The sequence below is a fragment of the Streptomyces sp. NPDC002784 genome, from assembly GCF_053592135.1.
The window spans coordinates 336127-351816 of record NZ_JBSFVD010000004.1; the positions used below are offsets into that span (position 1 = coordinate 336127).

Consider the following 15690-nt stretch of genomic DNA (forward strand, 5'->3'; position numbering starts at 1 on the left):
GCAGGCCCAGCGCCGCACCGCCACGGGCCCGGACCGGGAGCGCCACACAGCATGAGTACGCAGGACCGACTGACCCACATCGACGAGGCGGGCGCGGCCCGCATGGTCGACGTATCGGAGAAGGACGTGACGGCGCGCACCGCCCGCGCGAGCGGGCGCGTCCTGGTCTCGCCCCGCGTGGTCGAGCTGCTGCGCGGCGAGGGCGTGCCCAAGGGCGACGCGCTGGCCACCGCGCGGATCGCGGGCATCATGGGCGCCAAGCGCACCCCGGACCTGATCCCGCTGTGCCACCCGTTGTCGGTGTCGGGTGTGACACTGGACCTGTCGGTCGCGGACGACGCCGTGGAGATCCGGGCCACCGTGAAGACCACCGACCGCACGGGCGTCGAGATGGAGGCCCTCACCGCGGTCTCCGTCGCCGCGCTCACCGTGATCGACATGGTCAAGGCGGTCGACAAGGGAGCGGTCATCACCGACGTACGGGTGGAGGAGAAGACGGGCGGCAAGTCGGGCGACTGGAGCCGGGCATGACCGCCGGGACCCGCCGCGCCCTCGTCGTGACCGCCTCCAACCGCGCCTCCGCGGGCGTCTACGAGGACAAGGGCGGCCCCCTGATCGCCGCGGGGCTCAAGCGCTTCGGGTTCGCCGTCGACGGCCCGCAGGTCGTGCCCGACGGGGATCCCGTGGAGGCCGCGCTGCGCGCCGCCGTGGACGCCGGGTACGACGTCGTCGTCACCACCGGCGGCACCGGCATCTCGCCGACCGACCGCACGCCCGAGGCGACCCGCGCGGTGATCGACCACGAGGTGCCGGGCATCGCGGAGGCGATCCGGGCGTTCGGCCGCGAGAAGGTGCCGACCGCGGCGCTCTCCCGAGGACTGGCCGGGGTCGCCGGTCGCACGCTGATCGTCAATCTGCCGGGTTCCACCGGCGGGGTGAAGGACGGACTCGCCGTCCTGGAGCCCCTGCTGGTCCACGCCGTCGACCAGCTCCGCGGCGGCGATCACCCCAGACCCGGCGCCGGCAGCGGGGGTGCGAGCTGAACAGCCCTTCCTGGCCCGTCGTGCTGGCGGACGGCGATGTCGTCCTCCGGCCGATAAAACTGCGCGACCAGCGGGCCTGGCGCGAGGTCAACCGGCGCAACCGGGACTGGCTGCGCCCCTGGGAGGCGACCATTCCGCCGCCCACCCCCAGCGGGCCGATCACGCACCGGCCGACCTACCGCCAGATGGTCCGGCACTTGCGCTCCGAGGCGAACGCGGGCCGCATGCTGCCCTTCGTCATCGAGTACCAGGGCCGTCTGGTGGGGCAGTTGACGGTCGCCGGGATCACCTGGGGCTCCATGTGCTCGGGGCACGTCGGCTACTGGGTGGACGAGAGTGTCGCCGGCCGCGGGGTGATGCCGACGGCCGTGGCGCTCGTGGTGGACCACTGTTTCCGGACCGTCGGACTGCACCGCGTCGAGGTCTGCATTCGCCCGGAGAACGGACCGAGCCGCCGGGTGGTGGAGAAACTCGGATTCCGCGAGGAGGGGCTCCGGCCCCGTTATCTCCACATCGACGGCGCCTGGCGCGACCATCTCGTGTTCGCCCTCACGGCGGAAGAGGTGCCGGACGGGCTGCTGAGCCGCTGGCACCGGACACACCGCACACGCAGGGGAATCCCGCACAACCCCGGTAATTGAATAAATGTTCGAAATTGATCGCAGTGTGACCGTCTCGGCACTCTGAATTACCCATCCTCTGCGATCTGCTGATCGCATCGGTCACAAAAAAATTTCGAAATATCAGCCAGATCGTGCGACACACCGGCTCAATTGGCAGATGGCCTCACACAAACCCCTCTACCGTGTGAGGCGTGAGCAGCAGCGGCCTCATCTACGCAGTCATTGTCGGGGCCTGGGCCGCCTACTTGGTGCCGATGTGGCTCCGTAGGCAGGACGAGCTGAACGAGGCCCGTCCGACGGAACGCTTCAGCACAGCCATCCGGTTGCTGTCCGGACGGGCCGGGATGGAGCGCCGGTACGCCAAGGACCTGCGTGCGCGCTCCGCCGACGAGGGGGAGCCCAGCGCCGTCGACCCGGACGGCGTCACCGCTTCGGTGGACGTCCGGGCCTTCGCCATGCCCCCGACCCGCCCCCAGGCGCAGGCGGTGGTGCCCACGCGCGCGGAGGAGCGGGCGCAGGAGCGCGCCGAGCAGCGGGCGCAGGAGCGCGCGGAGGAGAAGGAACGGCCCGAACCGGTGCGCGCGCAGCCGGCCGCCCCGGCGCCCGAACCCGTACCAACCCAGAAGGCCCAGCAGCCCCAGCAGCCCCAGAAGGCGGTCCCCGCCGCACGGCGCACGCCGCCCACGGCAGCCGCGGAGGCGGCCGCGGCGCGCGCCCGGCGTACCAAGGTGCTCGCCCGTCGGCGGCGTACCACCGTGATGCTCTTCCTCGCCTTCACCTGCGGCACGATCGTCGCCGCCGTCGGAGGGCTCGCGTTCCTGTGGGCGCCCGGCGTGCCGGCCGTGCTGCTGAGCGGGTACATCGCGTATCTGCGCAGCCAGGAGCGCCGCCGCTTCGCCTACCAGATGGACCGCCGTCGGGCCGAGGTCGCCGCGCAGCGGCTGAAGGAGCGCGCGCGCCAGCCGCGCCGGCGCACCCCCGCCGACCCCGGCGCGCACCCGGAGGAGCCCGGCGAGGGACCCGCCGCGGGGACCGACCCGGGGCTGTCGGCGCTGGCCGCGGACCGGCGGGCGCTGGTCGAGCAGACCGATCACGCCGAGTGGGTCGATCAGCAGCGCGAGCGTCAGCGGCGGCCGGGACAGGGCGACAGCTGGGACCCGGTGCCGGTGCCGCTGCCGACCTATGTGACCGCCCCGGTCGCGCCGCGGGCCACCGCCGATGTGGATCTCGGGGCGCCGGACGCGTGGAGCTCGGCGCGGTCCAGCGCGGTCGCGCCGGAGCACGAGACGGAGTCCCGTCCGGCCGCGGCCGAGCAGCCGGAGGCGGCGGACGAGGAGGAGCGGGCGGACGGCGGCGGGCGCAGTGACGCCCGCCGGGCCGCGTCCGCCCGGCGGGCCCGTGAGCGGGGACGCACCCCCCTGTTCGACCAGTACGACGACGGCGGGCGGCCGCGCGCGGCCAACGAGTAGGCGCCGGGAACGGATTTCCAGGCGGGCGGATCGGGATGCTAGAGTTTCACTCGTTGCAAGGGCCTGTGGCGCAGTCCGGTAGCGCACCTCGTTCGCATCGAGGGGGCCAGGGGTTCGAATCCCCTCAGGTCCACCGCAACAACTGCACTTGAGAAATCGGGGCAGTTGATGAGATCCCGTCCGATCGGTTGATCGGGCGGGATCTTTTTTTGCCCCGAACTGCCCCGAACTGCCCCGAACTCCCAGCCGCCCGCGGGCGGCCGGCCCGTCTCAGGGCGCGAGCGGCTTGGCGAAGCACAGGCTCAGATCGTGGAAGCGGTAGTAGCCGAACTTCGCGCACGGCTCATAGCCGCTGGAGCGGTACAGGGCGACGGCCTCCGGCTGCTTCATGCCCGTCTCCAGCACCATGCGCAGCCGTCCGGCCGCGCGGGCGTCCTCCTCCAGAGCGGCGAGGATGCGCCGGGCGAGGCCACGGCCGCGCATGGCGTCGATCACATACATCCGCTTCAGTTCGGCGTCCCCGTCGAGGTTGCCCTCGCCGTTGGCGTCCTGGACGCGCCAGCCGCCCGAGGCGACCGGGGAGTCGTACGCGTCGTAGGCGATCAGGTACACGCCGTTCGGCGGTTCGAAGTCGGCCGGGTCCATGGGAGTGGCGTCACCGCCGTCTCCGTAGCGGACGTCGTACTCGGCCTGGACCGCGTCGTTGAGCTTCATGGCGTCGGGGTGGTCGAAGGGGACGCGACGTATGTGCATGCGGGCAACCGTACATTCATGGGCAGTCGGAATCTGGACTCCGTCCAGTGTGCCGGTATCGTGCCCGGGTGCTCACTGTGACCTCCGTAAATGTGAACGGGCTGCGTGCCGCCGCGAAGAAGGGCTTCGTGGAGTGGCTGGCCGGGACCGCCGCCGATGTGCTGTGCCTGCAGGAGGTGCGCGCCGAGCCCCAGCAGCTGCCCGAGGCCGTGCGCGCGCCCGAGGGCTGGCACGTGGTGCACGCGCCCGCCGCCGCCAAGGGGCGCGCGGGAGTCTCCCTCTACGCGCGGCGCGAGCCCGACCGGGTCCAGGTCGGCTTCGGGTCGGGCGAGTTCGACGCGAGCGGACGGTACGTCGAGGCCGATCTGCCCGGTGTGACGGTCGCCTCCCTGTACCTGCCCTCCGGGGAGGTCGGCACCGAGCGCCAGGACGAGAAGGTCCGCTTCATGGGCGAGTTCCTGGCCTACCTCAAGGAACTGCGCGAACGTGCCGCCGCCGACGGGCGCGAGGTCGTGGTCTGCGGCGACTGGAACATCGCCCACCAGCAGGCGGACCTGCGGAACTGGCGCGGCAACACCAAGAACTCCGGGTTCCTGCCCGAGGAGCGCGACTGGCTCGGGCGGGTGCTCGACCCGGCCGAGGGCGGGTACGTCGACGTCGTACGCGCCCTGCACCCGGACGCCGAGGGGCCGTACTCCTGGTGGTCGTACCGGGGACGGGCCTTCGACAACGACACGGGCTGGCGCATCGACTACCAGATGGCGACCCCGGGGCTCGCGGGCCGGGCGGTCAAGGGGTTCGTGGAGCGTGCCGCCAGCCATGCGGAGCGCTGGTCCGACCACGCGCCGGTCACGGTGGTCTACGACCGCCGGCAGCCCTAGGACTGCCTACGACCGCTTGCGCAGCCTTCGGTCCAGGGCGAGGGACAGCTCCGCCTCCACCACGCTCTTGGCGAGGGGGCGCAGGCGGGGCAGGTCCTCCTCGGTGCCGTGGCGCAGGATCAGGTCGGCGAACAGGTCGGCCAGGACGTCCGCGTGCACGCGCAGTTCCTTGCCCGCCGCCAGGACCTCGGCCAGCGGGATGCCCTCGCGGACCAGGGCCGCCGACACCTCCAGCAGCCGGCCGCTGATGTGGACGATGTCCTGGCCGTCGGTGGCGAGATAGCCGAGCTCCAGCGCGGCGGCGAAGTTCTCCGGGGTGACCTCGCCGGCGAAGCGGTCGGCGAGTTCCTCGGGGGTGAGGCGGACCGGGATCTCCTCGGTGGGGGTGTCCATGCCGAGCAGGTCGGCGACGTCCCGGCCGTGGTCGAAGGCCTCGGCGAGGTCCGCGATGCCGCTGAGGGTGTGGCCGCGTTCCAGCAGGGCCGAGATCGTGCGCAGCCGGGCCAGGTGGCGGTCGTCGTACCAGGCGATACGGCCCTCGCGGCGGGGTGGCGGGATGAGCCCCCGTTCGCGGTAGAAGCGCAGGGTGCGCACGGTGATGCCGGCCAGCCGGGCCAGCTCCTCCATGCGGTACTCGTGTCGGCCCTCGGGTCGTCCAGCGTCTTCTGCCACGCGGGAAGCCTATGGCGTACCGGGGGTAACTTTCCTTCGTCCACCCCCTACCCATGAGTACGGAGCTGCTCTACCCTCCCCATTGCGCCAGTGTTTACTGGCAGGGTCGCACGGCTGTGGAGGGCTTCGGGATGACCGAACACGAGCATGTACGGGTGGCGGTGGTCGGATCCGGGTTCGGAGGGCTCGGGGCCGCGGTGCGGCTGCGGCGCGAGGGCGTCACCGACTTCGTCGTCCTGGAGCGGGCGTCGAGCGTCGGCGGCACCTGGCGGGACAACAGCTATCCCGGCTGTGCCTGTGACGTCCCCTCCCACCTGTACTCCTTCTCCTTCGCGCCCAACCCGGACTGGCCGCGCACCTTCTCCGGGCAGGAGCACATCCGCGCCTACCTGGAGCACGTCACGGACGTCTTCCGGCTGCGCCCGCACATCCGCTTCGACTCGGAGGTGAAGCGGATGGCGTGGAACGCCGAGCGGCTGTGCTGGGACATCGAGACCACCAGCGGGAACCTCTCCGCCGACGTCGTCGTCTCCGCGACCGGGCCGCTGTCCGACCCGAAGGTGCCGGACATCCCGGGGCTGGACTCCTTCCCGGGCAAGGTCTTCCACTCCGCCCGCTGGGACCACGACTACGACCTGCGCGGCAAGCGCGTCGCGATGGTCGGCACCGGCGCCTCCGCCATCCAGATCGTGCCGGCCATCCAGCCGGAGGTCTCCCGGCTCACCCTCTTCCAGCGCACCCCGCCGTGGGTGATGCCGCGCATGGACCGCGCGATCAGCGGGGCGGAGCGCTGGCTGCACAAGCGGCTGCCCTTCACCACCCAGGCCCGGCGCGGACTGCTGTGGGGCATCCGGGAGTTGCAGGTCCAGGCGTTCACCAAGCGCCCGAACGAGCTGGGCCTGGTGGAGAAGCTGGCCAGGCAGAACATGGCCCGCGCCATCAAGGACCCGGCGCTGCGCGCCAAGCTCACCCCCGACTACCGCATCGGCTGCAAGCGGATCCTGCTCAGCAGCGAGTACTACCCGGCGATCGCCCGGCCGAACGTCGACGTCGTCGCCAGCGGGCTCGCCGAGATCCGCGGCTCGACGGTCGTCGCCGCCGACGGCACCGAGACCGAGGTCGATGCGATCGTCTTCGGCACCGGCTTCCATGTCACCGACATGCCCATCGCGGACCGGGTCGTGGGCGCCGACGGCCAGACGCTGGCCGAGACGTGGAAGGGCGGCATGGAGGCGCTGCGGGGCGCGTCCGCGGCCGGCTTCCCGAACTGGATGACGATCATCGGGCCCAACACGGGCCTCGGCAACTCGTCGATGATCCTGATGATCGAGAGCCAGCTCAACTACCTGGCCGACTTCCTGCGCCAGTTGGACGTGCTCGGCGGACGGGTCGCGCTCGACGCCCGCGCGGACGCCGTGCACGCCTGGAACCGGCGGGTGCAGGAGCGGATGCGGCGCACGGTGTGGAACACCGGCGGCTGCACCAGCTGGTACCTGGACGAGAACGGGCGCAACACCACCATCTGGCCGGGCACCACGAGCGAGTTCCGGCGGGCGACCCGGCGGGTGGATCTCGCGGAGTACACCGTGGTGCGCGCCGGGGAGCACGAGGGTGCGCCGAGTGCCGCGGCCGTGGCCGAGGGGTCCGCAGGCGCCGGCGAGCGCTCGGAGGTGGACGCGTGAGCCGCCTGACGCACGTGAGCTCCGGCCCCTACGCCCCGCCCACCCCCACCCGCGAACTCACCGCGACCTCCGCGGACGGCGCGCGCCTGCACGTGGAGGTGCACGGACCCGACGGCGCGCCCCCTGTCGTCCTCGCCCACGGCTGGACCTGCTCGACCGCCTTCTGGGCGGCCCAGATCCGCGAACTGGCCACCGACCACCGGGTCATCGCCTACGACCAGCGCGGCCACGGACGCAGCCCGGCGAGCCGCGCCTGCGGCACCGAGGCACTCGCCGACGACCTGGAAGCCGTACTGAAGGAGACCCTCGCGCCGGCCGAGAAGGCCGTGATCGTGGGGCATTCCATGGGCGGCATGACGGTGCTGGCCACGGCCGGGCGGCCGGCGTTCCGGGAGCACGCGGCCGCCGTGCTGCTGTGCAGCACCGGCTCGTCGCGGCTGGTGGCCGAGGCCACGGTCCTGCCGATGCGGGCCGGGCGGCTGCGGACGTGGCTGACCAAGCGGGTGCTCGGGTCGCGGGCGCCGCTCGGGCCGGTCACACCGCTCGCGCGGCGGATCCTCAAGTACGCCACCATGGGGCCCGGTTCGGCGCCGCACATGGTCGAGGCGTGCGCGCGGATCGTGCACGCCTGTCCGCGAGCGGTGCGGCACTCCTGGTCGCAGGTGCTGGACCTGCTCGATCTCGACCACGGCATACGGGAGTTGACGGTACCGGCCGCGGTCGTCGTCGGGTCAGCCGACCGGCTCACCCCGCCGGTGCACGCCCGGTCGCTGGCCGCCGCGCTGCCCACCTGCGTCGGGCTCACCGAGCTGCCCGGCATCGGGCACATGACGCCGGTGGAGGCGCCCGAACTGATCAGCGCCCGGATTCGTGAACTCGTCGTCACTTACGCACAGATCAAGGAGGGCGCATGAGCAGGGTGAGCCTCGAAGGACAGGTCGCCGTCGTCACCGGAGCGGCGCGGGGCGTGGGCGAACTGCTCGCCCGCAAGCTCTCCGCGCGCGGGGCGAAGGTGGCGCTGGTCGGGCTGGAGCCGGACGCGCTCAAGCAGGTCTCCGAGCGGCTGCACAGCGAGAGCGACCACTGGCACGCCGACGTCACCGACCACGAGGCGATGGCGCGGGTGGCGCGGGAGGTCAAGGAGCGGTTCGGGAAGGTCGACATCGTGGTGGCCAACGCCGGTGTCGCCTCCGGGGGGCCCTTCGTGGACTCCGATCCGGTGGCGTGGCGGCGGGTCATCGAGGTGAACCTCATCGGGTCGGCGGTGACCGCGCGGGCGTTCCTGCCGGTGCTCATGGAGAGCCGCGGCTACCTGCTCCAGATCGCCTCCCTCGCCGCCATCACTCCGGCGCCGATGATGACCGCGTACTGCGCGTCCAAGTCGGGCGTGGAGGCGTACGCGCACAGCCTGCGCGCCGAGGTCGGCTACAAGGGCGTGCGGGTGGGCGTGGGGTACCTGTCCTGGACCGACACGGACATGGTGCGCGGCGCCGACCAGGACGACGTCATGCGGGAGTTGCGGCAGCGGCTGCCGTGGCCGTCGAACAAGACGTATCCGCTGGGGCCCGCGGTCGACCGGATCGTCGCCGGGATCGAGCGCCGGTCCAGTCATGTGTACGGGCAGTGGTGGCTGCGCGGGATGCAGGGCGTGCGGGGATATCTGCCGGCGGTCATCGGGACGGTCGGGCAGCGCGAGATGCGGCGGTTCGCGGACCGGCTGGACGGGATGCGGATCGGGCTCGTCGGGGCGGGCGGTGCGGCCGACGAACAGGAGATGGCTACGCACCGTAACTGATCGACATGCGAAGCGTCACCGGGCGTGTGAATCTGGTCGAGCTTGATCCCCTCACCCATCACGGGAGTGAAAACTCATGGGCATGAAGGACCAGTTCCAGGAGAAGTCCGAGCAGTTCTCGCAGCAGGCCAAGGACAAGATGCAGCAGGCCCGCGAGCAGGCCTCGCAGCGCGGCAAGCAGCGGGACCGCGACGAGGAGCCGGAGCGCCGCCAGCCGGAGGAGCGCGACCGCTTCGACCAGGACTTCGACGCCTGACGCTGCGCGCTGAGCGGAGAGGGTGCCCCGGACCGGGGCACCCTCTCCCATGTGTGAGGGCTCATGAGCGGGGGCTCATGTACGAGGGCTCATGTGCGGGGCGGCAGTTGCGGTCTCGACCTGTCCGGTACCTGGGAGTAGTCGGGCGGTCCGGCCGGGGGGTTGGTCTCCAGGAGGTCCAGCGCGAGCCGCACCGCGTCGTCCAGCTGGGTGTTGCGGCCCTCCGCCCAGTCCAGGGGCGTGCGCAGGATCTCCAGGTCGGGGGTGACGCCCTGGTTCTCGATCGACCAGCCGTACGCGTCGAACCAGGCCGCGTTCATCGGTACCGTGATCACCGTGCCGTCGCCCAGCTGGTGGCGGCCGGTCATGCCGACCACGCCGCCCCAGGTGCGCTGGCCCACCACCGGGCCGAGCTTGAGGAGTTTGAAGGCGGCCGCGATCATGTCGCCGTCGGAGGAGGTCGCCTCGTCCGCCAGGGCCACCACCGGCCCGCGCGGCGCGTTCGAGGCGTACGACACCGGCTGGGCGTCGCGGGTGAGGTCCCAGCCGAGGATCGTGCGGGTCAGCTTCTCCACCACCAGTTCGCTGATGTGGCCGCCCGCGTTGCCGCGGACGTCGACGATCAGGGCGGGGCGGGACACCTCCATGCGCAGATCGCGGTTGAACTGGGCCCAGCCGGAACCGCCCATGTCGGGGATGTGCAGATAGCCGCAGCGTCCGTCGCTCAACTCCCGTACGACCTGACGGCGTTTGGCCACCCAGTCCTGGTAGCGCAAGGGGCGTTCGTCGATCAGCGGGACCACGGCGACCCGGCGGGAGCGCCCTTCGCCCTCGGCCGGGGTGAACGTCAGCTCCACCGTCGTACCGCCCGCCCCCGCGAGCAGCGGATACGGGCCCGTCACCGGGTCGACCGGGCGGCCGTCGACGTGGGTCAGCACGGCGCCCTCGCGGATGCCCGTGCCGGCGAGCGGGGAGCGGGCCTTGGAGTCGGAGGAGTCGCCGGGGAGGATGCGCCGGAGCGTCCAGCCGTCGTCACGGCGCACGAAGTTGGCGCCGAGCAGGCCCTGGCGGCGCTGGTAGTGGGGCGGGCCCTCGTTGCGGCGGGCCGCGGCGACGTAGGCGTGGGAGGTGCCGAGTTCGCCCAGCACCTCCCGGAGCAGATCGGCGAACTCGTCCGGGGACGCCACCTGTTCGACCAGCGGCCGGTACTGCGCCAGCACCGCGTCCCAGTCGATGCCGCACATGCCGGGGTCCCAGAAGTAGGCGCGGATCAGCCGGCCCGCCTCCTCGTACGCCTGGCGCCACTCGGCGGCGGGGTCGGCCTCGTGCAGGATGCGGCGGGCGTCGATCCACACCGTGGAGTCGCTGTCGCCGCTCTCGGTGGCGGGGACCGCGCGCAGCTCGCCCTCGTCGACCACGACGAGCCGGCTGCCGTCGCCGCTGACCGCGAACCAGTCCAGGTGCTCGACGAGTTCGGACTTCTTCGCCTTGCTGATGTGGAAGTGCTCCAGGGTCGGCCGCCCGCTGGTGTCGTCGGGGTTGGCGAACGTCTCGCCGAGCGCCCCCGAGATCGGCCAGCGCAGCCAGACCAGGCCGCCGCCCGTGACCGGGTGCAGCGCCGAGTACTTGGAGGCGGCGACCGGGAAGGGCGTCACCCGGCTCTCCAGGCCCTCGGTCTCCACGGTCACCGTGCCGCCCTCGCCGCCCTCCTCCTCCAGCGGGTCCAGGCCCCCGGCGGCCGGGCGGCCCTCGGGGTTCAGCGCGAACGGGGAGGGGGTCGCCGAGGAGAGCGGCACCAGATAGGGGCGGCAGCCGAGCGGGAAGGACAGGTCGCCGGTGTGGACGTCGTACACCGGGTCGAAGCCGCGCCAGGACAGGAACGCCAGGTAGCGGCCGTCGCTGGTGAAGACCGGGTTCTCGTCCTCGAAGCGGCCGTTGGTGACGTCGATGACGAACCGGTCCTTGATCCGGGCCATCTTGATCTGGCGCAGGGAGCGGCCGATGCCGGGATGCGACCAGGTCAGCCAGCAGCCGTCGGGGGAGAACGCGAGGTCGCGGACCGGGCCGTTGGCCGACCGGATCAGCTCGGTCACCCCGCCGCCGGAGTCCTCGGTGGCGTCGAGGAGGAGGAGCCGTCCGTCGTGCGCGGCGATGGCCAGGCGCTCGCCCTCGGGATCCGAGACCAGCTCCAGCACCCGGCCCAGCTCGCCCGAGGCCATCCGGCGCGGTTCGCGGTCCCCGGTCGCCCGGGGGAGGTACGCGATCTCGACGGCGTCCTCGCCCTCGGCGTCGGTGACGTAGGCGACCTGGCCGACCGAGCCGAGCATCTCCGGGAGCCTGACCCGTACCCCGGGAGTGTCGGTGATCGTACGGGCCGGGCCGTCGCGGTGGGTCATCCAGTACAGGCTGCCGCGGATGACGACGGCGCTCGCGCGGCCCGTCTCGTCGACCGAGATGCCGTCGACGTGCTGGGCGGCCGGCACCTGGTAGCGGCGCCGCCCGGCGCGCGGGCCGCTCAGCCGGACGTCGAGCCTGCGCGGCTTGTCCGCGTCGGACAGGCCGTCCACGATCCACAGTTCGCCCCCGCACTGGTAGACCACCCGAGTCCCGTCGCTCGCGGCGTGCCGGGCGTAGAAGGCGTCGTGGTCGGTGTGCCGGCGCAGGTCGGAGCCGTCGTGGGCGCAGGAGTAGAGGTTGCCGACGCCCTCGTGGTCGGAGAGGAAGGCGATCCGGCCGCCGACGAACATGGGGCAGGCCAGATGGCCGTCGAGGTCGGCCAGCAGCCGTTCGCCGTGCAGCCACAGGCGGCCCGTGGCGCCGCCCCGGTAGCGCTTCCAGGCGGCGGGTTCGTGCGGCGGGGTGCCGGTGAGCAGGAGGGTCCTGCGCTCGCCGTCCAGGTCGGCGACCTGGAGGTCGGAGACCGGGCCCCAGGGCAGCTTGCGGCCGGGGGAGCCGTCGGGGGAGACCTTGTAGGCCCAGGTGAAGTACGAGAAGGGCTCGCCGTGGGAGGCGACCGCGAGGATGTCGCTCGTCCCGTCCTGGGCCGGCGGGGTCCAGCCGGTGACCTGGGTGTCCGGGCTGCCCCAGTAGCTCAGCCGGCGGGCCGGTCCGCCCTCGGCCGGGACCAGGTGGATCTCGGGGACGAGACTGCGCCAGCTGGTGTACGCGATCCGCTCGCCGTCCGGCGAGAAGCGCGGGTGGCCCGCCTTGGTGCGGTCCACGGTGAGCCGCCAGGCGCGTCCGGGTCCGTCCAGGGGGGCCAGCCAGAGATCGTCCTCGGCCACGAAGCACAGCAGGTCACCGTTGAGATGAGGGAGGCGAAGATAGCTCACCTCCTCATGCTTTGCCCCGGGATGGGCAGGAGCAACTCGTGCGCAAGCGGACGGCGTGACCCAGGACACGTACGAAACCGTTTCGTTTCGATGAGCGGTTGCGCTACCTTCGGACCGTACGAAACCGTGTCGTTCGCGAGTGGGAGAAGGTGATGAGCCATGGCTGAGACCGCCACGGCACGTCGCAGTCGCATCACCCCCGAGCGGGCGGCCGAGCTCTACGGAGCCGTGCTCGACCTGCTCCGCGAGGTCGGCTACGACGCGTTGACCATGGACGCGGTCGCCGCGCGCACCAAGTCCAGCAAGGCCACGCTCTACCGCCAGTGGGGCGGCAAGGCCGAACTGGTCGCGAAGGCCGTACGGCACAGCAAGCCGGGCGGCACCCTGGACGGGATCGACACCGGCTCGCTCAGGGGCGATCTGCACGCACTCACCAGGCGGTCCGACGACTGTCAGATGGAGCAGAACTCCGCGCTCATGCGGGGCCTGGCCATGGCGGTGCACTCGAACCCGGACCTCCTGCGGGCGTTCCGGGAGCACCTCGTCGAACCGGAGCTGGCGGACTTCCGGCGCGTGATCCAGCGCGCGGTCGACCGCGGCGAGATCCGTCCGGACAACCCCGCGATCGAGTTCGTGATGCACATGATGATCGGCGGGTTCGCCGCCCGCACGATGATCGACGAACAGCCGCCGACCCAGGCCTTCCTCATCTCGTACATCGACGCCGTGGTCCTCCCCGCCCTCGGCGCGCCCACCAGCTGACACCTCCCCAGCAAGCCCTCTCACCTGACGTCACCGCTCACGTCGCCGGGCTGATCCACCCTGCCCTGAACACCCCCACGACATGACCGGGAGTACGCCTCCGTGGCCACGTTTCTCTATCGACTCGGCCGGTTCGCCTTCCGCCGGCGCCACTTCGTCGCCCTGATCTGGGTGGCCCTGCTGACGCTCGCCGGCGTCGGCGCCGCCTCCGCGCCCGCAGCGGGCAGCGGATCCTTCTCCATACCCGGCACCGAGGCCCAGAAGGCCTTCGACCTGCTGGACGAACGGTTCCCCGGGATGAGCGCCGACGGCGCGACCGCCCGGGTCGTCTTCCAGGCGCCCGACGGCCAGAAGCTCTCGGCCGCCGGGAACAAGGCGGCCGTCGAGGAGGCGGTGAAGGACCTCGGCACCGGCTCCGAGGTCGTCTCGGTCACCGACCCCTTCGAGACCAAGTCCGTCTCGAAGGACGGCAGCGTCGGCTACGCCCAGGTCCGCTACGAGGTCTCCGGCATGGAGCTGGCGGAGTCCACCAAGGAGGCCCTGGAGCACGCCGCCGAGGACGCGCGCGACTCCGGGCTGACCGTCGAGATCGGCGGTGACGCGCTCCAGGCCACGCCCGAGACCGGCTCCACCGAGATCATCGGCATCGCGGTCGCCGCCGTCGTCCTCGTCATCACCCTGGGCTCGCTGGTCGCCGCCGGGCTGCCGCTGCTGACCGCCCTCATCGGCGTGGGCATCGGCGTCTCGACGATCACCGCGCTGGCCAGCGCGCTGGAGCTGGGCTCCACCACCTCCACGCTGGCCATGATGATCGGCCTCGCCGTCGGCATCGACTACGCGCTGTTCATCGTCTCCCGCTACCGCGCCGAACTGGCCGAGGGCCGGGACCGCGAGGAAGCCGTCGGCCGCGCCGCCGGAACGGCCGGCTCCGCGGTGGTCTTCGCCGGTCTCACCGTCGTGATCGCCCTGGTGGGCCTGGCGGTCGTCAACATCCCGATGCTGACGAAGATGGGCGTCGCCGCGGCCGGCACGGTCGTGATCGCGGTCCTGATCGCGCTCACCATGATCCCGGCACTGCTCGGCTACGCGGGCCGCAAGGTGCAGCCTGCGGGCGCGCGGAACAAGCGGTTCGGCCGCCGCAAGGCCGCCGCCGAGGACCGCCCGGCCACGCCCAACATGGGCACCCGCTGGGCGAGCTTCGTGGTCCGCCGCCCGGTCGCCGTCCTGCTGTTCGGCATCATCGGGCTCGGCGCCGCCGCGGTCCCGGTCGGCTCCCTGGAGCTCGGCCTGCCCGACGACGGTTCGCAGCCCACCTCCACCACCCAGCGCCGCGCCTACGACCTGCTGTCCGAGGGCTTCGGGCCCGGCTTCAACGGGCCGCTGATGGTCGTCGGCGACGCCAAGGGGAGCGACGACCCGAAGGCCGCCGCCGCCGAGGTGGCCGACGAGATCAAGGGCCTGGACGGCGTCGTGACGGTCGCGCCGGCGACGTTCAACAAGGCCGGGGACACCTTCACCATCACCGTCGTCCCCGACTCCAAGCCCTCCTCCACCCAGACCGAGGACCTGGTCCACGCGATCCGGGACACCGGCGCCGGCGTCAAGGCCGACACCGGCACCGAGGTGCTGGTCAGCGGCACCACGGCGATGAACATCGACTTCTCGCAGAAGATGAACGACGCGCTGGTGCCGTATCTCGCGCTGGTGGTGGGCCTCGCCTTCCTCCTGCTGATCGCGGTGTTCCGCTCGATCCTGGTCCCGCTGAAGGCGGCCCTCGGCTTCCTGCTCAGCGTGCTCGCCGCGCTCGGTGCCGTCGTCGCGGTCTTCCAGTGGGGCTGGCTGTCCGGCCTCATGGGCGTGGAGGAGACCGGCCCGATCATGTCGATGATGCCGATCTTCATGGTCGGCGTGGTCTTCGGACTCGCGATGGACTACGAGGTGTTCCTCGTGACCCGGATGCGCGAGGCGTACGTCCACGGCGAGAACCCCAGCCAGGCCGTGGTCACCGGGTTCAAGCACGGGGCGCGGGTGGTCACCGCCGCCGCGGTGATCATGATGGCCGTCTTCGCCGGCTTCATCGGCTCCTCCGAGTCGATGGTCAAGATGATCGGCTTCGGCCTCGCCATCGCGGTCTTCTTCGACGCGTTCGTGGTCCGCATGGCGATCGTCCCGGCGGTACTGGCACTGCTCGGCAAGCGCGCCTGGTGGCTGCCGAAGTGGCTGGACCGCGCGCTGCCGAACGTCGACGTCGAGGGCGAGGGCCTGAAGGCCGCGGCCGAGGCGCACGCCGACAAGGACAAGGAGCTGGTACGCGCCTGACGTACCGCTCCTGAGCGAGACCAGCCGGTGAGGGCCAACGTGGGGACGGTGGCGCCCTCACCGGCTTCCTCGTTCCCACCGCCCCCGAATCCGGTCGCCTGTC

14 protein-coding genes and 1 tRNA gene are annotated in these 15690 nt (G+C 72.0%); 12 read left to right on the top strand and 3 right to left on the bottom strand.

Annotation, left to right across the window (positions count from 1 at the left end):
- Positions 1 to 51 precede the first annotated feature (51 nt).
- From moaC to ACWD1Z_RS11520, 5 genes are all read left to right on the top strand, one after another.
- Positions 52 to 531 carry a cyclic pyranopterin monophosphate synthase MoaC gene (gene moaC / locus ACWD1Z_RS11500; protein ID WP_389418272.1) on the top strand — a complete coding sequence of 160 codons (480 nt, stop codon included), beginning with the start codon at positions 52 to 54 and terminating at the stop codon, positions 529 to 531.
- Positions 528 to 1043 (top strand): MogA/MoaB family molybdenum cofactor biosynthesis protein, encoded by a 516-nt coding sequence (locus ACWD1Z_RS11505; RefSeq protein WP_451117661.1) that lies wholly within the window; start codon positions 528 to 530, stop codon positions 1041 to 1043. The genes moaC and ACWD1Z_RS11505 overlap by 4 nt, the downstream gene beginning before the upstream one ends.
- A 20-nt stretch (positions 1044 to 1063) precedes the next feature.
- Positions 1064 to 1684 (top strand): GNAT family N-acetyltransferase, encoded by a 621-nt coding sequence (locus tag ACWD1Z_RS11510; RefSeq protein WP_451117663.1) that lies wholly within the window; start codon positions 1064 to 1066, stop codon positions 1682 to 1684.
- Positions 1685 to 1857: 173 nt separating this feature from the next.
- A complete protein-coding gene (gene sepX / locus ACWD1Z_RS11515) occupies positions 1858 to 3135 on the top strand; it encodes a divisome protein SepX/GlpR (protein WP_451117664.1) in 1278 nt (425 codons plus the stop codon).
- 59 nt (positions 3136 to 3194) lie between these two features.
- A tRNA-Ala gene (locus ACWD1Z_RS11520) sits at positions 3195 to 3268 on the top strand.
- A gap of 137 nt (positions 3269 to 3405) precedes the next feature.
- On the opposite strand, the gene ACWD1Z_RS11525 is transcribed toward ACWD1Z_RS11520, so the two are convergent.
- Positions 3406 to 3888, bottom strand: coding sequence for a GNAT family N-acetyltransferase (locus tag ACWD1Z_RS11525; RefSeq protein ID WP_451117666.1), 483 nt, complete (start codon positions 3886 to 3888; stop codon positions 3406 to 3408).
- Positions 3889 to 3935: 47 nt separating this feature from the next.
- On the opposite strand from ACWD1Z_RS11525, the gene ACWD1Z_RS11530 reads away from it, so the two are divergent.
- On the top strand, positions 3936 to 4769 hold the full coding sequence (locus ACWD1Z_RS11530) for an exodeoxyribonuclease III (protein ID WP_451117668.1): 834 nt from the start codon (positions 3936 to 3938) through the stop codon (positions 4767 to 4769).
- A gap of 6 nt (positions 4770 to 4775) precedes the next feature.
- Here the strand turns inward: ACWD1Z_RS11530 and ACWD1Z_RS11535 are convergent, their stop codons facing one another.
- Positions 4776 to 5396 carry a MerR family transcriptional regulator gene (locus tag ACWD1Z_RS11535; RefSeq protein WP_389418433.1) on the bottom strand — a complete coding sequence of 207 codons (621 nt, stop codon included), beginning with the start codon at positions 5394 to 5396 and terminating at the stop codon, positions 4776 to 4778.
- Positions 5397 to 5572: 176 nt separating this feature from the next.
- Between ACWD1Z_RS11535 and ACWD1Z_RS11540 the strand changes: the two genes are divergently transcribed.
- The 4 genes from ACWD1Z_RS11540 to ACWD1Z_RS11555 all read left to right on the top strand — a co-directional run bounded on the left by ACWD1Z_RS11540 (position 5573) and on the right by ACWD1Z_RS11555 (position 9174).
- Positions 5573 to 7123, top strand: a complete 1551-nt coding sequence (locus tag ACWD1Z_RS11540; RefSeq protein WP_451117670.1) for a flavin-containing monooxygenase — start codon at positions 5573 to 5575, stop codon at positions 7121 to 7123.
- Positions 7120 to 8037, top strand: a complete 918-nt coding sequence (locus tag ACWD1Z_RS11545) for an alpha/beta fold hydrolase (RefSeq protein WP_451117672.1) — start codon at positions 7120 to 7122, stop codon at positions 8035 to 8037. The genes ACWD1Z_RS11540 and ACWD1Z_RS11545 overlap by 4 nt, the downstream gene beginning before the upstream one ends.
- Positions 8034 to 8918 carry an SDR family oxidoreductase gene (locus tag ACWD1Z_RS11550; RefSeq protein WP_451117674.1) on the top strand — a complete coding sequence of 295 codons (885 nt, stop codon included), beginning with the start codon at positions 8034 to 8036 and terminating at the stop codon, positions 8916 to 8918. The genes ACWD1Z_RS11545 and ACWD1Z_RS11550 overlap by 4 nt, the downstream gene beginning before the upstream one ends.
- A 76-nt stretch (positions 8919 to 8994) precedes the next feature.
- Entirely contained in the window at positions 8995 to 9174 is a 180-nt protein-coding gene (locus tag ACWD1Z_RS11555) for a hypothetical protein (protein ID WP_250077555.1), read from the top strand.
- Between the two features lie 89 nt (positions 9175 to 9263).
- Here the strand turns inward: ACWD1Z_RS11555 and ACWD1Z_RS11560 are convergent, their stop codons facing one another.
- Positions 9264 to 12506, bottom strand: a complete 3243-nt coding sequence (locus ACWD1Z_RS11560) for a S41 family peptidase (RefSeq protein ID WP_451117676.1) — start codon at positions 12504 to 12506, stop codon at positions 9264 to 9266.
- Positions 12507 to 12665: 159 nt separating this feature from the next.
- Between ACWD1Z_RS11560 and ACWD1Z_RS11565 the strand changes: the two genes are divergently transcribed.
- Entirely contained in the window at positions 12666 to 13268 is a 603-nt protein-coding gene (locus ACWD1Z_RS11565; RefSeq protein ID WP_451117678.1) for a TetR/AcrR family transcriptional regulator, read from the top strand.
- 102 nt (positions 13269 to 13370) lie between these two features.
- Positions 13371 to 15587 carry an MMPL family transporter gene (locus ACWD1Z_RS11570; RefSeq protein ID WP_451117680.1) on the top strand — a complete coding sequence of 739 codons (2217 nt, stop codon included), beginning with the start codon at positions 13371 to 13373 and terminating at the stop codon, positions 15585 to 15587.
- Positions 15588 to 15690: the final 103 nt, after the last annotated feature.

Excerpts from the sequence above, each read along its gene's own strand:
- ACWD1Z_RS11535 (WP_389418433.1), bottom strand. The coding sequence starts at position 5,396 with ATGGAGGAGCTGGCCCGGCTGGCCGGCATCACCGTGCGCACCCTGCGC.
- ACWD1Z_RS11555 (WP_250077555.1), top strand. The coding sequence starts at position 8,995 with ATGGGCATGAAGGACCAGTTCCAGGAGAAGTCCGAGCAGTTCTCGCAG.
- ACWD1Z_RS11525 (WP_451117666.1), bottom strand. The coding sequence starts at position 3,888 with ATGCACATACGTCGCGTCCCCTTCGACCACCCCGACGCCATGAAGCTC.
- ACWD1Z_RS11550 (WP_451117674.1), top strand. The coding sequence starts at position 8,034 with ATGAGCAGGGTGAGCCTCGAAGGACAGGTCGCCGTCGTCACCGGAGCG.
- ACWD1Z_RS11505 (WP_451117661.1), top strand. The coding sequence starts at position 528 with ATGACCGCCGGGACCCGCCGCGCCCTCGTCGTGACCGCCTCCAACCGC.
- ACWD1Z_RS11540 (WP_451117670.1), top strand. The coding sequence starts at position 5,573 with ATGACCGAACACGAGCATGTACGGGTGGCGGTGGTCGGATCCGGGTTC.
- moaC (WP_389418272.1), top strand. The coding sequence starts at position 52 with ATGAGTACGCAGGACCGACTGACCCACATCGACGAGGCGGGCGCGGCC.
- ACWD1Z_RS11565 (WP_451117678.1), top strand. The coding sequence starts at position 12,666 with ATGGCTGAGACCGCCACGGCACGTCGCAGTCGCATCACCCCCGAGCGG.